We start from the raw sequence: 16,269 nt of genomic DNA, 5'->3' as shown, positions 1-16,269 counted from the left end.
CACCGCGATCGCCAGCAAGCTGGCTCCTACGGCCTGCAGACCTTTGCCGGCTACCAAAGCCCTGTAGGAGCTGGCTTGCCAGCGAGGCACCCTCACCTTCGCCACGCCCGTGAATGTCGCCCCGGTCCTGCTCGGGCTGGCATTACCCGAGCATCCGCGAGAAGGACGTCCCACCGCGATCGCCAGCAAGCTGGCTCCTAAGGCCTGTATACCTCTGCCGGCTACCAAAGCCCTGCGGCGCTGGCTTGCACGCGAAACGCCCTAACCTTCGCCACACCCGTGAATGTCGCCCCGGTCCTGCTCGGGCTGACATTACCCGAGCATCCGCGAGAAGGATGTCTCACCGCGATCGCCAGCAAGCTGGCTCCTACGGCCTGTAGACCTCTGTCGGCTACCAAAGCCCCGAGGCGCTGGCTTGCCAGCGAGGCACCCTCACCTTCGCCACACCCGTGAATGTCGCCCCGGTCCTGCTCGGGCTGGCATTACCCGAGCAGCCGCGAGAAGGATGTCTCACCGCGATCGCCAGCAAGCTGAACTGGCTCCTACGGCCTGCAGACCTCGCCGGCTACCAAAGCCCTGTAGGAGCTGGCTTGCCAGCGAGGCGACCTCACCTTCGCCACACCCGTGAATGTTGCCCCGGTCCTGCTCGGGCTGACATTACCCGAGCATCCGCGAGAAGGACGTCTCACCGCGATCGCCAGCAAGCTGGCTCCTACGGCCTGCAGACCTTTGCCGGCTACCAAAGCCCTGTAGGAGCTGGCTTGCCAGCGAGGCGACCTCACCTTCGCCACGCCCGTGAATGTCGCCCCGGTCCTGCTCGGGCTGACATTACCCAAGCATCCGCAAGAAGGATGTCTCACCGCGATCGCCAGCAAGCTGGCTCCTACGGCCTGTATACCTCTGCCGGATACCAAAGCCCTGCGGCGCTGGCTTGCACGCGAAACGCCCTCACCCTCGCCACACCCGTGAATGTCGCCCCGGCCCGGTGAACGGCTGATCATCCTCCGAACAATCCGCAGTAGGGACGAACGGTCTGCGCCTGGAGACCGGATAACGGCTAGCCTGTCTGATTGGTATCGAGCCGATCCGAAGCCATTCGCCTTGCCTCGATCCCTCCGAAACATCGCGGACCACCAGAACGATTCCTCTCACAACAATAAAAGGAAGTTCGACCATGATGCACTCTCGACACCTGCTATCGGGCCTCACCTTGTCCCTCGCGCTCGCCAGCACCGGGGCTCATGCCGCCGGGCTGACCACTGAACACAAGCCCTTCGGCAAGACCCATGACGGCACCACCATCGACCAATACGTGCTGCGCAACAGCCATGGCATGCAGGCCACGGTCATCACCTACGGCGGCGTGCTGCAGTCGCTGGAGGTACCGGACAAGAACGGCAAGAGCGCAGACGTGGTACTGGGTTTCGACGATGTGCAAGGCTATGAGTCAGGCACCGCATTCTTCGGCGCGACCATCGGGCGCTTCGGCAATCGCCTGGCCGGTGGTGCCTTCGAGCTCGATGGCAAGCGCTATCAGGTACCGCTCAATGACGGGCCGAACGCCCTGCATGGCGGCGCCCAGGGCTTCGACAAGCAGGTGTGGGAGGCCAAGCCGGTCAAGGACAAGGACTCGGTCGGCGTGACCCTGACCTACCTGTCCAAAGATGGCGAGATGGGCTTCCCCGGCAACCTGAAAACCGAAGTCACCTATCGCCTCAACGACAAGAACGAGCTGCACATCGACTACAAGGCCACCACCGACAAACCCACGGTGCTCAACCTGACCAACCACAGCTACTTCAACCTCGCCGGTGCGGGTAACGGCGACATCCTCGAGCAGGTCGCGACCCTGCATGCCAGCCATTACACACCGGTCAACGCCACCCTGATCCCCACCGGCGAGCTGGCCCCGGTCAAGGGTACGCCGATGGACTTCTCGAAACCGACGCCGATCGGCCAGCACATCAAGGATGATCATCCACAGCTCAAATTCGCTGAAGCCAAACAGGGCGGCTTCGACTTCAACTGGGCACTGGACGGCAAAGGCGACATCGAGCAGCTCGCTGCCGAGGTGCACGACCCACAGTCCGGTCGACGCCTGCAGCTCTACACCAGCGAGCCGGGCGTGCAGTTCTACACCAGCAATTTTCTGGATGGCTCGGTGAAGGGCAAGGCCGGTAAAACCTATGCGCACTGGAGCGCCTTCACCCTCGAAACCCAGCACTTCCCGGATGCGCCTAACCAGCCGACGTTCGCCTCCACACGCCTGGACCCGGGGCAGACCTATACGCAGAACACGGTGTTCAGGTTCTCGGCCGATTGACGGCACGTATTGGAACCGAACGAAGGGTATGGGGCAGGTGACACGCTAGTCAGAATTCAATCGTGGCCTGCCCCTGGCGGATCAACTATCGATAAAGGATTTCGGGGCAAAAGACCGCGGATCAATGCACCGGATCCCAGGGGGCCTCAGAACTTGTAGCCCAAGCCGATCATGTACACGAATGGATCAACGTCAACATCCACCTGGGCCCTGACGCCAAGATCAGTGTTGCTGACATAAGCATCGGTTTCGATATCGATGTAGCGCGCTTGCGCGTTGATCATCAGGCGGTCGGTCAACATGTAGTCCGCCCCTACCTGCGCGGCCCACCCCCAGGAATTGCTGGCATGGAAGTTATCGAATCCTGCCGCAGTGGCGCTGCTGCTCACGCTCTCATCGTAGATCCAGGTGTAATTGATACCCGCGCCGACATAGGGTTGGAAGGCTGACTTGCTGTTCAGAGGGTAGTAGATCAGGCTCAGCGTCGGTGGCAGATGCTTGAGCGAGCCCAGCTTGCCATCGGCAATCCCAGCGGATGTCCCGCGGATGTTCACGTCATGCTCGAAGGGTGTGGCCGCTAACAACTCGATACCCAGATGGTCCGTGATCATATAGGCGAAGTTCAGGCCAAGCTGGGTGTCACTGCCAAGGCCCGCCTTACCGCCCAGGTCAGTGCCCGAGAGGCCTCCACGATCGACCCTGACGCTGGAGCTGCTTTCACGAGGGTCAACCGTCACCGCTCCCGCCCGAACGATGATATCGCCCGCCTGGTAAGCCTGAGCAGTTGAAGCAGCCATGGCCAGCATCGCTAGACCGGTGTTGAGCAAAAGAATTTTCCGCATGCCTAACTCCACGTTTTCTCTGGAGGACAGCCGGGCCAGAGCAGTTGTCGGGACCGGCTGTCCGGAGGAGAAACCAGTATTGGCAGGGGGGGCGCAGATGAACGTCTGCCGATCGGCATAGCGAGGGAGGGCAGATGCGTTACGAAGTTTGTCTCTGTAGACCTATCAATCCATAACGCCCCGTCTCGGATCGATGATCCCGTACAACAACATGGCTCCGAAGACCTGGATCACCATGGGTAGAAAGGCCAAGACGAGACGAGCGCCGGCGCCCCTGCGTTCAGCAGCGACAGCCGGATGATCACGCCACGACTGCGCATGTGCTGCCAGAAAATGCACACGCCGAGCCTGCAAAGGTCCTGTGGCTCGGGCTGAATGACCGTACGCTGCGGGTTGCCGCTAATGGTGCGGCTCATCGAACGGCGCTTTGCCTCGCCTTCCGACCGCTTTCGCTATCGTGCCGGCCCGATTCGCTCACAATCCAGCGATAAAGCGCCTCAACATCTGCAGCATCGCAGCAGAAATCAACGCATCGATAACTGGGCCGGTGCCTCGGCTGGCCAGGTGGCACCTGCCCGCTCTGCATAGCATCCCGTGGCCGGGAAGCCTCACACCCGTGAGGCTTCTCGTCTGCTGCCGCGATGATTAAACCTCGCCACTTTGAGAGCGTGCTGCGCACGCATCGCCGTTAGCGGACAGCGACATCTCCCGCATCGCCGCCTGGTGAGCGGCCTTGATCAGATCGCAGGCATCCTCGGTCAGCAGGTGCGCGGCTTCGCTCAGATACCGCAAGTCACTGGCATCGGCCAGCGTGATGTTCATGACGGCGAGGCTACGCAGCAAGCCGCGAACCGCGCTCAAGCGTTGTTCAGCGCTTTCCTGCAGGTCGATATAGGGACAACGGGTATCGATCAGCAGCACGGGGGTGCTGGTCGGGTTACTGGATAGCGGCAGGAAGTCAGTCATGTTGCTGGCCTCCGTTCTCGTATTCAGCCTGGCACTGTGCGAGCGGAGTGGGGCGTGCGAATGCGTCATCGGTGTAGCTCCTAGAGTTGAGGACCTGCCACCAATCGCTGTCAAACGATTCGGGGTGGCAGTTGTGCGCAGGTTGACAGACCGGGACTCTAGGAACCCGGCGCACACGAATGTGCCCCGCGCACAACCGCCATAGCACGAGGGAACGGGAGCGTAAGAGCCCCTGCTTTCGGATGGTGGACGCTTGTGCGCCTAGAGATATTCGAGCTGTCAAACCCGGTCGCTGAATGTGCAGCGACGCGGCGACTATAGAGGCAGAGCAGTTGATGTGGCAACGCCGGTCGAGGCGTAGAGCGGATGAATTGAATCAGCTGATCGGATTATGCGCTGGGAAATTCTGCTGTCTAAAGCAGAGCGGGTAGCCTTGAGGCTCGACGCGAGGCGGGCTGATGGGCGCGCCATTCAGACCAGCCACACTCGATGATTCGAGCAGAACCAACATGACCCGACAATCGGCTGCAAACCGACCTCGCCTCAGTGTCCGCTCCGAATCCCCTCGAGCACACTGGCTACAAGGCTGTCGTGGCCGGCGGCATCGTCGGCTTTCGACGTGATGCGGATCAACGCCAGGGTATCTCCCGAGCCGGCCAGCAGCAGGGTCACGCGCATTGGAATGCCATCGAAGCTGGCGATTGCATCGATCTGGCGAAAACCCAAGCCCTTGATGGTATGGGACTTTTCACCTTGGCGCTGATACTGCGGCCATGATGCCTGCTGCCTGATGAAACTCGCCATGACACCATCCAGGAACCTTGCATCGTTATCCTGGGCACGCGCGCCTTCTGCCATCGGCGACTGCTCACTGGCGAGAACCATCTGCTGCCGCGCCTGTTTTGCATAGGCGAACGCGGTCACGCCTTCAGACCCGTTGGCGGCCGGGCTGGAGGGGATTTTCATGTCAACGAAATCGGGCGGCAAAGCGAACTTGATTTTTCCGCCAAGCAGCGAGGCATGTTCCTGCTGGGTCGATGCGCTCGGCCTCTCGACCTGCGCGTGCGCAGGCACACTGGCGTACAGCAGCGATCCGGTAATGGCCAGCGCAAGGGCAGCAGATATGAAGAATGTAGAGGACATGTGCATGGGCTACTTATGTCGGTTGATCCTTAACGCCAGTTCATCACTGGGAGTGGCCGACGACCTGGTTTGGCAGGCTCCCGGAAACGGCCCCAGGGTATATAACACGTGCTGGCAGAGCATCCAATGCGGTGCTTGATCAGCATTGCCACCGCTTACGCACATTTGCCCTGCGCAACCCGAATGGATGTATGCGAGCCGTAATTCTATGAAAGGGTTCGTCCCTGCCTGCGCTCTTTAATAAGCGCCTGGCCCGCCTTACATCAGCGGCAGCGCATAGCTGAGGATCAGCCGGTTCTAATCAACCAATAGGGTCTATGCCACGGAATTTCACCACGGCCTCCTCACAGCAAAAGACAATGTTCGCACTTTGAATTTTGCACCTACTCGGGAGTGAGGGAACGGCTAGATGATTTTCAGATTTATTATTCAGCCGGCTCCACGGGCCGAAAATAAACCTGTTCCCGTTTCCATAGACCACCATCGAAATGTAAGGAATAATCATCGTCTGTCCCCTATTACATTATGCGGCTGGCGCTCAGGTTCATGTCCTGGCCGGACACCGCACGGAAATCACCACCTGCGCTCAGCTCGCTGGCGATCAGAGTAACGCTGTCCTGTACGGCTTCGACTTTCTTGCCGCCGCCTTTGCGCTTGGCGTCGTAGTGGTACTCATTGGCAGCGGAAGCGATGGTCATGCTGCCACCGGCCTGCAGGGCCATGTCGCCCTCTGCCGCAACCTTGCTGCCGACGATGGCCATGTCCCGCGTGGCAACGGCTTGCAGGTCACCACCGACCTTTACATCACTGCCGTACTGGTCGATCTGCTGGCGAGTGCTGTAGTTGCGCGCGTCGTAGTAGCGCGAGGTGCTATTGTCGGTTTGCTGGCTGGCCAGTAGCAGATCCTGACCGGCCTGCAGTGCGGCATTGCCGCGGGCGGACAAGGCGCCGCCGACATTGAGCAGATCGCGCCCGGCCACCATGCTCAGGTCGCCTTCGGCTTCGATGCGTGCGGCGCTGTCGGCCATCTGCCGCTGGTGCTCGTAGGCCTTGCCGTTGGAGGACTGGTGGGTGGCGACGCTGCGCTCGTTGATGATGTCGTTGCCAGCCTGCAGGCTGACGTCGCGGCCGTTGATGATGCCGCCCTGGGCGTTGCGGATGCTATCTTCAGCCAGCAGTGAAATAGATGCAGTTGATCGAGCCACCACACCGCGTGGCAGGCGGCTCAATCCCATCGCTGTTTTTTAAAGAGCGCCAAATCCTTCAAAACGGAAAACGACGGATTACGCTTCGCTAATCCATCCTACGACTGTTATTCCGTCTCACCGTGTTGTTATTCCGTCTTACCGTGTTCATCTTCCGAATAACCGGGCAAATATTCCTAGCTTGGATTTCGTTTCAACACGTGCTGGGTGAGTACTTGGCCCGTCCGGGCGCAAAAGGTCTCCGGGGTAGTGCTCGTGCCCCAGGCAAAGGCTATCGTCCAGCCCGAATGCCTTGACGGCAGCTACTGCCTCAATGCACCAGCGGCCGAAGTAGCTGCCCATCTCTATGGGGTGTTTTTCCGGATCACCATAAATGTACCACCACAGTTCATCCTTGCCCTTGCGCTTCAACTCCGCATACCAATGATCGACGAAGTCACGCAATAATACGGCCTGCTGTTCTTCCGGTGCATTTATCGCTTTCAGCAGGCGCCCATAGGGTTTTGGATGTAGAAGCTGCGTACCAATTTTCCTATCGGACTGCCGGCTGGCAATTACACGATCCAGTAATGAGTCTTCTCCCTCACCGCCAATTAATATCAAGAGGCGCTGCCATTGATCGTCAGCAATATCAAGCGTAAGTGCAAGCCCAACGAGCCAAAAGCACCAATTATAGTGATTAAGAACCGACAAGCTGAATATCCAAGAACGACAGGCATTCAAATCGTGCTTAGCACATATCTCAGCAGAGAGCCTCTCAGAAAGCTCCCACATATCGAGCAACATCGAATATAGATCTTTTAGTTCTGATACTTGATCTCCCCTAGAGTAAATCCGAAAAATCAATCGCAAAATGTCTTTCGAAATATCAAATGTAAACTGAGGGTCATATTCTGGATTCTTTGATTCAGCAAGAAGCATTGCCGAACGCTTCTCCAGCCTTAGATAATCTTTTACGATCCGATCATTCCAGTAATCAATTCTAGCTAACGCGTCACGAATCATGGCTTCGCTCCAGCAATATTATCTTTAGCGCGCAATATACTAGATGTATCAACTGCCTTCACCCGCCCAAGCGAATCAAGAACCTGAATCTCGGTGGATCCGTTACGCGTGGTTGTGACTACCCAAGTCTCCGTACGCCCCATCTGAATGGCGTCTGTTATGTCTGCCGCTCTATCTTGACCAACAGCATTCTCAAGTCGCTCGGAGCTTAACGTCCAATTTGCGCTCCCTTGACGGCCATCTTTTGTATATATGAGCCCAGAAGAGCCTCCTTTATCGTAATCCCCGATGAATTTGTATTCAATTACGACATAGTCTACGTCCGGATGATTCACTTTGTACAAATCATCTATACCATTTGTTCCCACGCCCTGCGAACGTGCCAGCTTTTCGCCGCGAGGCACTATTTTTTGAACGGTAGTTTCGCCTAATACCTCCGCAACCACCCGTTTCTGATCATTGCTGAGTACCTTAAGATCAAGTATGGGCTTACCATTCAGATCAACCACACCACCGCTTTTCACTAAAGCCTGCTGCGCCAAATCATCAATTACATGGTCAAGCCTCTTACCAACAGCTTCAGCAACTTCCGCGCTAACTTTTCCGCCCGCTTTACCTAATGCTCCAGCTGTGCCGGCGCTAGCCACAGCTGTAACAGTACGCAGCAGCAGCATAGTTTCCTGAGCGGTGGATACGTCCATGCCATAAATGGTATTGAGCTTGCTGGAGATGTCTTCGTTGAAAGCAACTGCTGAGCCTTCACCCAGAGCATTGCCGGTCTCGTGAAAACTATCCACAATCCCCTCAGGTGTGCTCTTGATACCCTCCCAAAGCCCCTTAATTACAACGCCCGGCTGTTCAAAAAGCAGCTTGCCTAATTCGACTGTATCGTTCTTGAGGGAGATACCGGAGTCTTGAAGTTCTTTTACAACACCAGTGCTAAGGTCACGGCTGATTCCGCTCTGCACAAACTCCTGATAAAACGCCGGATCAGACGTATCGGCAAACATCTCTGGGCGGAATAGTTGTTGGCCTTTAGCGGTAAATAAAGCCTGTTGCTCACCGAGATCGTTCGTGAACATCTGATCGGAACTTTCCAAGAACGCTTTTGCACTGCCGTCATCACCGTCACTAAGTAATCCCCGCCATAGGTAGTCAACATCCTTGAGGGCTTGCTGACTCAGCCGCTCCAACGCCGCCTGTTCACTGATCCCCTCCTGATCGGCAAAGCGCTTGGCATTTTCCCTCAGCCACTTTTCTTCGACCCAGTGTAATTGTCGGTTGTAAGCTGTCGCATTCTTCGCCAGCTCCGCAGCTTTATTGATGTCACCATCGGTTGCGGTAGCAGCTGCCACACCGATCAACTGTGAAATTGCCAATTCAAGATTTTGGTCTTGCTTTAGTGCTTCAGAGAGCTGCCCTACCAAAGCCTCATTGGCGCCAGCAGTAATGGCCCCTGTTCTAAAGTCTCCTCCAGTTGCCTCGCTGAGCAGACCGCCCACAACAGCATGTAAGGCGGTCTTTTCAAGACTGCCCTCCTTCCATGTTTGCGCAAGAGCAACATCACCCGCGAAATTGAACCCCACGGCCTGCATCAGCTGATAGACCTGATTGGTCAACGAAACCTGCAGGTTGTCCGAGAAACTGCCACCTTGGATCGCCGTCCGGGCCGCCGCCTGTACGGTGCCTTGCACGCCCAAGTAGGTACCGAATTTGCCGATATCGGATGGGTTGCTTAGGTTGAAACCCTTGGTCACCTTGTTGACGTTGTCGCCAGTGACGCCGAAAGCACTATCGAGCACGCCGGTCGTAAACCCGGCAGCGAACGCGGATACCGCGTAGCCCTTCATTGCATCCGAGGATGTAACATCCTTGAACACCGCACCCAAGTTGCCACGATTATTGATCGCGCTGGTTGTCGCGTTGGTCGCAGCGCCGACAGCCACGGCCTGGCCAACGACCCCCCCGTATGCTCCTGCAAGCGGCCCTACAATCATTGACATGGCAATAGCAATGATCAGCTGTGAAGCCGGCCCCAATCCAGAATGCTGGTATTTGAAGCTTTCATGAATCTCTTTTACCAAACGCCAATCAACATCTCCTCGCTGCTCGGCCTCCTTCAGCCAAGCCATCTCCGGGTCAGCTTTGACCATGGCATCAATGGTCTGGCTTACGGTCTGCTGATTGACTTCCTTGATGTCGATCTTCAGTCCCTCGACCGCTGAGATCGCGATCTCACCTTTAGCGGCGAGTGCACTCTGCAGCACTGTCTCGTCGGTAGTTCCTTTCCCCTTCATCGACGTCCAGAAGGCATTGTTCTTGCTCTTCTCGTGGCTCTCCTGATCCAGATCCTTCACTGCCTCGAAGGTGATGCCACCGCCGCTTTGCAGCGTCAGGTCGGCGCCGCTGTCCAGGCGCGCGCGCTGGTACAGCTGGTCGCCGGCGCTGGCCAGGGTCAGCTCGCGGCCCGTGGTGATCTCGGTGCCGATGTTACGGATGGTGGTGACTTCGTCACGACGCGTGGCCTTGGCGCCGAAGGAGCCCTTGGACTGTTTGTCGTAGAGCGAGTAATCGCTGTTCTGGGCGGCCAGCAGGTTGAGTTGCCCGCCGCTGTAGAGGTAGGCGGAACCACCCGCATCGATGCGGCTGGCGCTCAGGTTCATGTCTTCGCCAGACACCGCACGGAAATCACCACCTGCGCTCAGCTCGCTGGCGATCTGAGTAACGCTGTCCTGTACGGCTTCGACTTTCTTGCCGCCGCCTCTGCGCTTGGCGTCGAAATGGTATTCGTTGGCAGCGGAAGCGATGGTCATGCTGCCACCGGCCTGCAGGGCCATGTCGCCCTGCGCCGCGACCTTGCTGCCAACGATGGCCATGTCTCGCGCAGCGACCGCCTGCAGGTCACCGCCGACTTGTACGTCGCTGCCGTACTGGTCGATCTGCTGGCGGTTGCTGTAGTTGCGAGCGTCGTAGTAGCGCGAGGTGCTGTTATCGGTTTGCTGGCTGGCGAGCAACAGATCCTGGCCGGCCTGCAGTGCGGCATTGCCACCGGCGGACAAGGCGCCGCCGGCATTGAGCAGGTCGCGCCCGGCCACCATGCTCAGGTCGCCTTCGGCTTCGATACGTGCGGCGCTGTCGGCCATCTGCCGCTGGTGCTGATAAGCAGGGCCGCTGCCAGACTGGTGAGTGGCGACGCTGCGCTCGTTGAGGATGTCGTTGCCAGCCTGCAGGCTGACGTCGCGGCCGTTGATGATGCCGCCCTGGGCGTTGCGGATGCTGTCAGTGGCTAGCAGTTGCAGGCGCTGGTTGGCCTGCATCAGGCCGCCGTTGCCAATGGAATCGGCCTGAATGCCAAGGTTGGCGGTGGCGCGCAGGGTGCCCGCGTTGTTCAGGTCACCGCCGCTGATCAGGGTGAGGTCGCGGCCCTGGACCAGCGCGCCATTGGCGGCCAGGCGGCCTTCGGCCTGAGCCAGGTAGACAACCGGCGCCAGCACTTTCTGGCCATTCACCTCGCGCTCTTCCATCCACACGATGTCGTGGGTCAGGGCTGCGACCTGCTCGGCAGAGAGGCCCACGCCGACGGACAGTTGCAGCGCTTGCTGGCTGGCGATGGCGTTGTCCATCAGGTAGCGGAACTGCGCTTCGTCGCTGCTCAGCCCGGCGATGAAGCGTTGGCCGGTACGGGCGAGTACCGCCTCGCGGATCAAGCGCTGCTCGTAGAGACCATCGCCAAGCAGTTTCTGGACGTTATCGGGGTTGTAGTCGAGCTGATCGAGCAGGTAGCTGGAGTTCAGGAAGTTGCCCAGCTCGGCGAACTGCGGATCGGTTTCGATCAGGTAGGGGTGATCGGGGTTGGTGTTGAGACTGAACAGCCCGTTGCTGCCTGTGGGCAGCGCGAAGCCTGGCAGCCCCAGGGGGTCGACCGCCTGCTGGGCCAGATCAGCCGGAAGCTGCGGATTGAGCGTAATGGCGGTGGCGATATCGCTGCCTGGCGCCGTGGTATCGACCCGCGTACCACCGCCGAGGTAGGCGTAGCTGGGGCGGATGACGCTGCTGTCGAAGCCGTCTGCAGCGCTGACGCGTACATCACCGCCGCTCTGGATAACCGCCGCGTAGGTTTGCCCATCGGCGTTGACCCGTTCCACCGTGTTGGCGGGCAGGTATTCACGCTCCATCGCTCCGATGACTCGGTTGAGGTTGGCCTCCAGAGACCCCAGATTGCGGGACCCGGCATGGTTCGCGTTGAAGTTCTCGACCAGGCCACGGTAGTAGTAGTAACTGGGCTTGCGACCGGACACCAGCACACGGGTGGTGTGCACTTCACCGGTTTCCAGGCCGATGTTATCGAGGCTGCCGAGCTGCATTTGCAGATCGCCGGCCGAGGCGATGGTGCTGCTGCTATTGGTCAGGCTGTCGCCGAGCACGTTCAGCGAGCCGCCGGCGGTGATGTGCGACGCACCGCTATCGGCGGTGACGATCAGGCGGTCATATTCAGTGAGCTGCCAGACACCGACCTTGCGGCCGTTGCTGCCCAGTTCGCAGTCGCCACCGGGGTTGTAAGGCCCGCGACAGGCCAGCTCGGTGAACACGGCATCGTACTTGCCCTGTTCGGTTTGCAGTTCGTCTCGCACGTTGGCGATCACGGCGGCGCGCAGGCTCATGTCGCCCGCGCTGTCGAAGCTGCCGGAGCGGTTTTCGATCAGGCTGGCGAGACCGCCCTGGGCATCCTTGGCGATGCTCAGGTTGCCCAGGCTGTAGAGCGCAGCGTTGCGGTTGACGAGGCTGTCTGTCAGCACCTGCATGTTACCGCCGCTGAATACCAGGCCACCGTCATTGCGGATGCGGTTCGCCTGCAGCAGCAGATCGCCTCCGGCACCGAGGGTGCCACGGTTATCGAGGTCCTGCGCGGCAATGCTCAGCCAGGCACCGGCGGTCATCCGCCCCTGGCTGACCAGTTCGCCCAGTGCGCTCAGCCGTCCGTAGCCGCCGCTGCGTAGCTGTGCATCGGCACCAAGGGCGATGGCGTCGGCCTGCAGGTCGAGGTTGCCGAGCGCCAGCAGGCTGCCGTTGCCGCGATAACTCCCACTCAGGCGCAGATCGAGATTGCCGTTGGTTTCGATGCGGCCATCGTTGATCCAGCTGTCGCCCGAGGTGCTGAGGCTGTTGACCGCCAGCAGGCCGCCGCTGGCGGTCTGGGTCAGGCGGTCGATATCGAGGGTGAGGGACGCCGCCTGCAGCAGGCTGGTGTTGGTCCACTCTTCGGCGCTCAGGCTCACCGCGCTGTTGGTGATGAACTCGCCGCCTGCCTGGCCGAGCAGCGCCATGTCGAGGCCCAGCCCGCTGGTGCCGAGGTGGCGCACGACGCCGCCCTGGTTGCTCAGGGCCGGGGTGTCGAATGTCAGGGTGGCATTGCCCACTTCCAGCAGGCCGTCATCGTTGTTCAGGCGGGTGCCGATGTCGAAGCGGCTTTCGCCCGTGCTGCCCAGGGCGCGCAGGCGGCCACCAGTATTGCTCAGGCTGTCGGCCTCGATGTCTAGGTGGCTGCCGGCTTCGACCAGGCCACCGCTGTTGTTCAGGGCGGTCGCTACGCGCGCCTGTATGGCGGCGCCAGCGGCCAGGGTACCGGCACGGTTATCCACGGCCTCGGCTTCGATCGCCAGGGCCTGACCAGCCAGGGCGCTGCCCTCGCGGTTGTCGAGGGTGCGGTTGTCGAGCGTCAGGTTGCCCTGGGCGAGAATCTGCCCATCGCGGTTGTCGAGTGCCTCGGCCTCGAGCGTGGCGCTACCCGCAGCAGCGATCTTGCCGCCCTGGTTGTCGAGTTTCTGCAGGTCGGCGTTCAGGGTGCCGTGGCTGGTCAGTTGGCCGGCGTTGCGGACGCTACCGCCCGCCAGTTGCAGGTGGCCGGCGCTGTTGGCACTGCCATCGGCACGCACGCCTGCTTCGAGGCTACCGGCATTGTTCAGTTGCTCGGCCTGCACCGCGACCTGCCCACCGGCGGCGAGGCTTTCACGCACCGCCACCTGCTTCGCTTCGACGCGGGCGTTGCCACCGGCATAGGTATCGCCCTCGAGGTCGACCTGTTCGGCCACCAGGGTGGTGTCGCCGCGGGCCGCACTGCGGTTCATGCTCAACTGCCCATTGGCATCGATCTGAATGTCCCCGGCACTGGCCGCCATGTCGCCAGCCAGCTTCACCCCAACGCCCGCCTCGGTGCCCACCAGGCGAATCGCCCCGGCGTACATGCCGCCCAGGGCGGTGCTGTCGATGGCCACCTGAGGCTTGTCAGTGCCGTCGTCGGCCTTGGCGGTAGCCTGCAGGGTCGCGGCATCCACGTCATTGCGGCCAGCCACGATGTTCAGGCGATTGGCGTGGATCTCGGCGTTGATCCTGGCGCTGCGGGTGATCAGGTCGAACTGGTCGACGTTGCTGGCATTCAGGCCGGCGCCTTCGATGGCGATGTCGCCGCCATCGACGTCGAAGCTGCGCAGTTGGCCATTCTCGACCACCGGCGCACCGGTGCTGAGGGTCGCCCGCGGGGTATTGATGAAGCCGCAACCGTCGCAGGTGATGCCGTGGGGGTTGGCGACGATGACATGGGCGCCCTGCCCGGCCACCTCGGTGTAGCCCTTGAGCTGGCTGCGGTTGCTGCCGGTGACCTCGTTGAGAATGACGTTGGCCGCGCCGCCCTTGAGGTTCGGGTTACCGGAGATGTAGCCGCCCAACTGGCTCTGAATCAGTGCCTGGGCACCGTTGTTGAGAATCAGCCCCTGCGGGTCGACGTTGTACTCGGTGAATTTGTTGTGCGACAGGCCGCTGCCATTGGGCGTGGCGATATTCACTACCGGCACGCCGTTGCCGGCCTGGCCGACGCTGGTATTGCCACCGGCGGCGCCGTCCACCGCCAGATCGGCAGCCAGGCTGGTAAGCGGGTCGAACAGCATCACGCCAATCAGTACGCGGGCGATGGCACGATTCAGGGGGCTGCGAACGTCCATGTGGATAACTCCATTACGCGTTGAAATCAGAAAAAGACATCCAGGCGGAAATACACCGGCCGTTCACCCTCGGTGAAGGCATCGGGGCGCTCCAGGGAATGTGCGAAGGTCACCGACGCGGCCAGGTGCTCGCCACGGGCGCTGAGTTCCAGGGCATGGCCGCTCATTCGCCCGCTGGCACCGCTGTTGTGGCTGTCGTGGCTGATCACGCCGACGTCATAGGCCAGCGCGGCGCCGTACTGCTGCACGAAGGGCTGCAGCGGCTCCCAGGTGACCGGGCGGGTCCAGCGCAACTGGTTGCGCCAGTAGCCGCCGCTGTTGCCGGACAGTGATTGATCCTTGAACGCACGTACCGAGTTCAGGCCGCCGATGCTGATGCGTGCGGGGCTGAACAGTTCGTCTTCGCTCTTTTGCCCGGTGGCCAGGCTGTCGAAGCTGAAGCGTTCCCCCCAGAGATTGAAAGGCTGCAGATAGCTCAGGGTCAGGGTGTACTTGTTGTAGCGGGCAACGCCCTGGTCACCTTGCGGGTTGCCATTGCTCTGGGCATCGAAGGCGCCAATGCCGCGCTGCCAACCGGCGTCGAGGTTGACGAAGCCCGTGCCGATGCGCCGCCCATGGTTGAAGCCCAGCTGCCATTCACTGAGGCGATGGCTGGACAGGTCGAGCCGATTGTCGAGAAGGAAGTTGTTGCTACGCACGTGGCTCAGGCCGGTGCTGAAGGCGGTCTTGCTGACACTGTCGCGGTGCAGCACACGCTCGGCACGCAGCCCATGGTTCTGGTAGTCGCCATCGGTTTTCACGGCGAACCCGTTGAGGTCGGCGGTGGTGCGGTAGTAGGACTGCCCGTAGTTGTAGCTGAACGTCCACCAGCCGTAGGGCACGCTGTAGTTCAGGCTCTGGCTGTGGGAGTGCCGGTAACTGTCGCTGACCGCATCGCGCGACGCGCGCAGGCTCAACTGGTCGGCCAGGCCGAGGGGGCTGTCCCAGTCCAGGCCGATGCCCCACTGCTGCTCGCCGGTGCTGAGCTGGCCATCATTGTGGCGGGACAGGCTGGCGCGCCACGGCTTACGGCGTTCGCCCTGCAACTGCACGCGGCTGCCACCGACCTGCTGGCCTGGCACCAGCTCCAGTTTGGCGAAACGTGAAGGCAGGCGGTTGAGGTTTTCGACCAGTTGTTCGAGCTCGCGCAGGTCGAGCACCTCGCCAGCCTCACCCGGGAAACTCATGGCCAATTCGCGATCACTGGCCAGGGCCGAGCTGTCCAGCCCTTCGAGGCGACCTTCGACGACGGTGATCGTCAGGGTGCGGGCGGACAGATCCTGCTGCGGCAGGTAAGCACGCGTCGTGACGTAGCCACGGTCGATGTAGTGACTGGTGATGGCCTTGAGCAGACCGTTGAGCTGGCTGACGCCCAGGCAGGTATCGGCAAAGGGCGCGAGGATCGCCGCGCGGTCGGCCTCGGACAGGAGGCTGGCGCCGCTGATCTCGATCTGTTCGATGGCGAAGCAGCGTTCATCGCCAGGTGCCGGCTCGGCGGGGGCTGGCGCCTCGCGACCTGGCAGCTGTTGCAGCTCCTGCAGGCGCTGTTGCTGCTGCTGCAACAAGCGCTCCTGACGATCGCGGATCAGGTCCTGATCACCCGGCGTCTGAGCACCCGCAAGAAGAGGAAAGAACCCCAGACAAAAGCCTACCCATACAACTCCCTTGCGCACCGCCATGCATCCCTACCTGTAGCGAAAATCGATTGATCGCTACGACGGCCTGAGCCCCGCCGGGTTCCCCGTCGGCTG

General features: G+C 60.6%; 9 protein-coding genes. 1 reads left to right on the top strand and 8 read right to left on the bottom strand.

Annotated features, from left to right (window positions below):
• Positions 1–1,174: 1,174 nt before the first annotated feature.
• Positions 1,175–2,323 carry an aldose epimerase family protein gene (locus QRN22_RS09810; protein ID WP_042553405.1) on the top strand — a complete coding sequence of 383 codons (1,149 nt, stop codon included), beginning with the start codon at positions 1,175–1,177 and terminating at the stop codon, positions 2,321–2,323.
• Between the two features lie 146 nt (positions 2,324–2,469).
• Here the strand turns inward: QRN22_RS09810 and QRN22_RS09805 are convergent, their stop codons facing one another.
• The 8 genes from QRN22_RS09805 to QRN22_RS09770 form a co-directional block, all read right to left on the bottom strand.
• The gene (locus tag QRN22_RS09805; protein WP_042553406.1) at positions 2,470–3,165 is read right to left on the bottom strand and encodes an OmpW/AlkL family protein; all 696 of its coding nucleotides are present in this window, start codon (positions 3,163–3,165) and stop codon (positions 2,470–2,472) included.
• 230 nt (positions 3,166–3,395) lie between these two features.
• On the bottom strand, positions 3,396–3,581 hold the full coding sequence (locus tag QRN22_RS09800; protein ID WP_042553407.1) for a hypothetical protein: 186 nt from the start codon (positions 3,579–3,581) through the stop codon (positions 3,396–3,398).
• 229 nt (positions 3,582–3,810) lie between these two features.
• Positions 3,811–4,131 (bottom strand): hypothetical protein, encoded by a 321-nt coding sequence (locus QRN22_RS09795; protein ID WP_197077005.1) that lies wholly within the window; start codon positions 4,129–4,131, stop codon positions 3,811–3,813.
• A gap of 543 nt (positions 4,132–4,674) precedes the next feature.
• Positions 4,675–5,274: a DcrB/PsbP domain-containing protein gene (locus tag QRN22_RS09790; protein ID WP_197077006.1), complete on the bottom strand. Its 600-nt coding sequence runs from the start codon at positions 5,272–5,274 to the stop codon at positions 4,675–4,677.
• 518 nt (positions 5,275–5,792) lie between these two features.
• Positions 5,793–6,479 carry a hemagglutinin repeat-containing protein gene (locus QRN22_RS09785; RefSeq protein WP_197077007.1) on the bottom strand — a complete coding sequence of 229 codons (687 nt, stop codon included), beginning with the start codon at positions 6,477–6,479 and terminating at the stop codon, positions 5,793–5,795.
• Positions 6,480–6,626: 147 nt separating this feature from the next.
• Complete coding sequence (locus tag QRN22_RS09780) at positions 6,627–7,484, bottom strand: PoNe immunity protein domain-containing protein (RefSeq protein WP_042553409.1); 858 nt, start codon at positions 7,482–7,484, stop codon at positions 6,627–6,629.
• Positions 7,481–14,479 carry a two-partner secretion domain-containing protein gene (locus QRN22_RS09775; RefSeq protein ID WP_052493778.1) on the bottom strand — a complete coding sequence of 2,333 codons (6,999 nt, stop codon included), beginning with the start codon at positions 14,477–14,479 and terminating at the stop codon, positions 7,481–7,483. Before QRN22_RS09775 ends, QRN22_RS09780 begins: the two co-directional genes overlap by 4 nt.
• 26 nt (positions 14,480–14,505) lie before the next feature.
• On the bottom strand, positions 14,506–16,197 hold the full coding sequence (locus tag QRN22_RS09770) for a ShlB/FhaC/HecB family hemolysin secretion/activation protein (protein ID WP_042553410.1): 1,692 nt from the start codon (positions 16,195–16,197) through the stop codon (positions 14,506–14,508).
• Positions 16,198–16,269: the final 72 nt, after the last annotated feature.

Origin of the sequence: Pseudomonas sp. MEJ086 (assembly GCF_030209025.1) — a bacterium.
GTDB classification, from domain to species: Bacteria; Pseudomonadota; Gammaproteobacteria; order Pseudomonadales; family Pseudomonadaceae; genus Aquipseudomonas; species Aquipseudomonas fulva_A.
This window is presented reverse-complemented; position numbering and strand designations above follow the sequence as displayed.

What these genes read in the sequence shown, in the direction of transcription:
- QRN22_RS09800 (WP_042553407.1), bottom strand. Translation starts at nt 3,581, where the DNA reads ATGAGCCGCACCATTAGCGGCAACCCGCAGCGTACGGTCATTCAGCCC.
- QRN22_RS09795 (WP_197077005.1), bottom strand. Translation starts at nt 4,131, where the DNA reads ATGACTGACTTCCTGCCGCTATCCAGTAACCCGACCAGCACCCCCGTG.
- QRN22_RS09805 (WP_042553406.1), bottom strand. Translation starts at nt 3,165, where the DNA reads ATGCGGAAAATTCTTTTGCTCAACACCGGTCTAGCGATGCTGGCCATG.
- QRN22_RS09775 (WP_052493778.1), bottom strand. Translation starts at nt 14,479, where the DNA reads ATGGACGTTCGCAGCCCCCTGAATCGTGCCATCGCCCGCGTACTGATT.
- QRN22_RS09770 (WP_042553410.1), bottom strand. Translation starts at nt 16,197, where the DNA reads ATGGCGGTGCGCAAGGGAGTTGTATGGGTAGGCTTTTGTCTGGGGTTC.
- QRN22_RS09810 (WP_042553405.1), top strand. Translation starts at nt 1,175, where the DNA reads ATGATGCACTCTCGACACCTGCTATCGGGCCTCACCTTGTCCCTCGCG.
- QRN22_RS09790 (WP_197077006.1), bottom strand. Translation starts at nt 5,274, where the DNA reads ATGTCCTCTACATTCTTCATATCTGCTGCCCTTGCGCTGGCCATTACC.
- QRN22_RS09780 (WP_042553409.1), bottom strand. Translation starts at nt 7,484, where the DNA reads ATGATTCGTGACGCGTTAGCTAGAATTGATTACTGGAATGATCGGATC.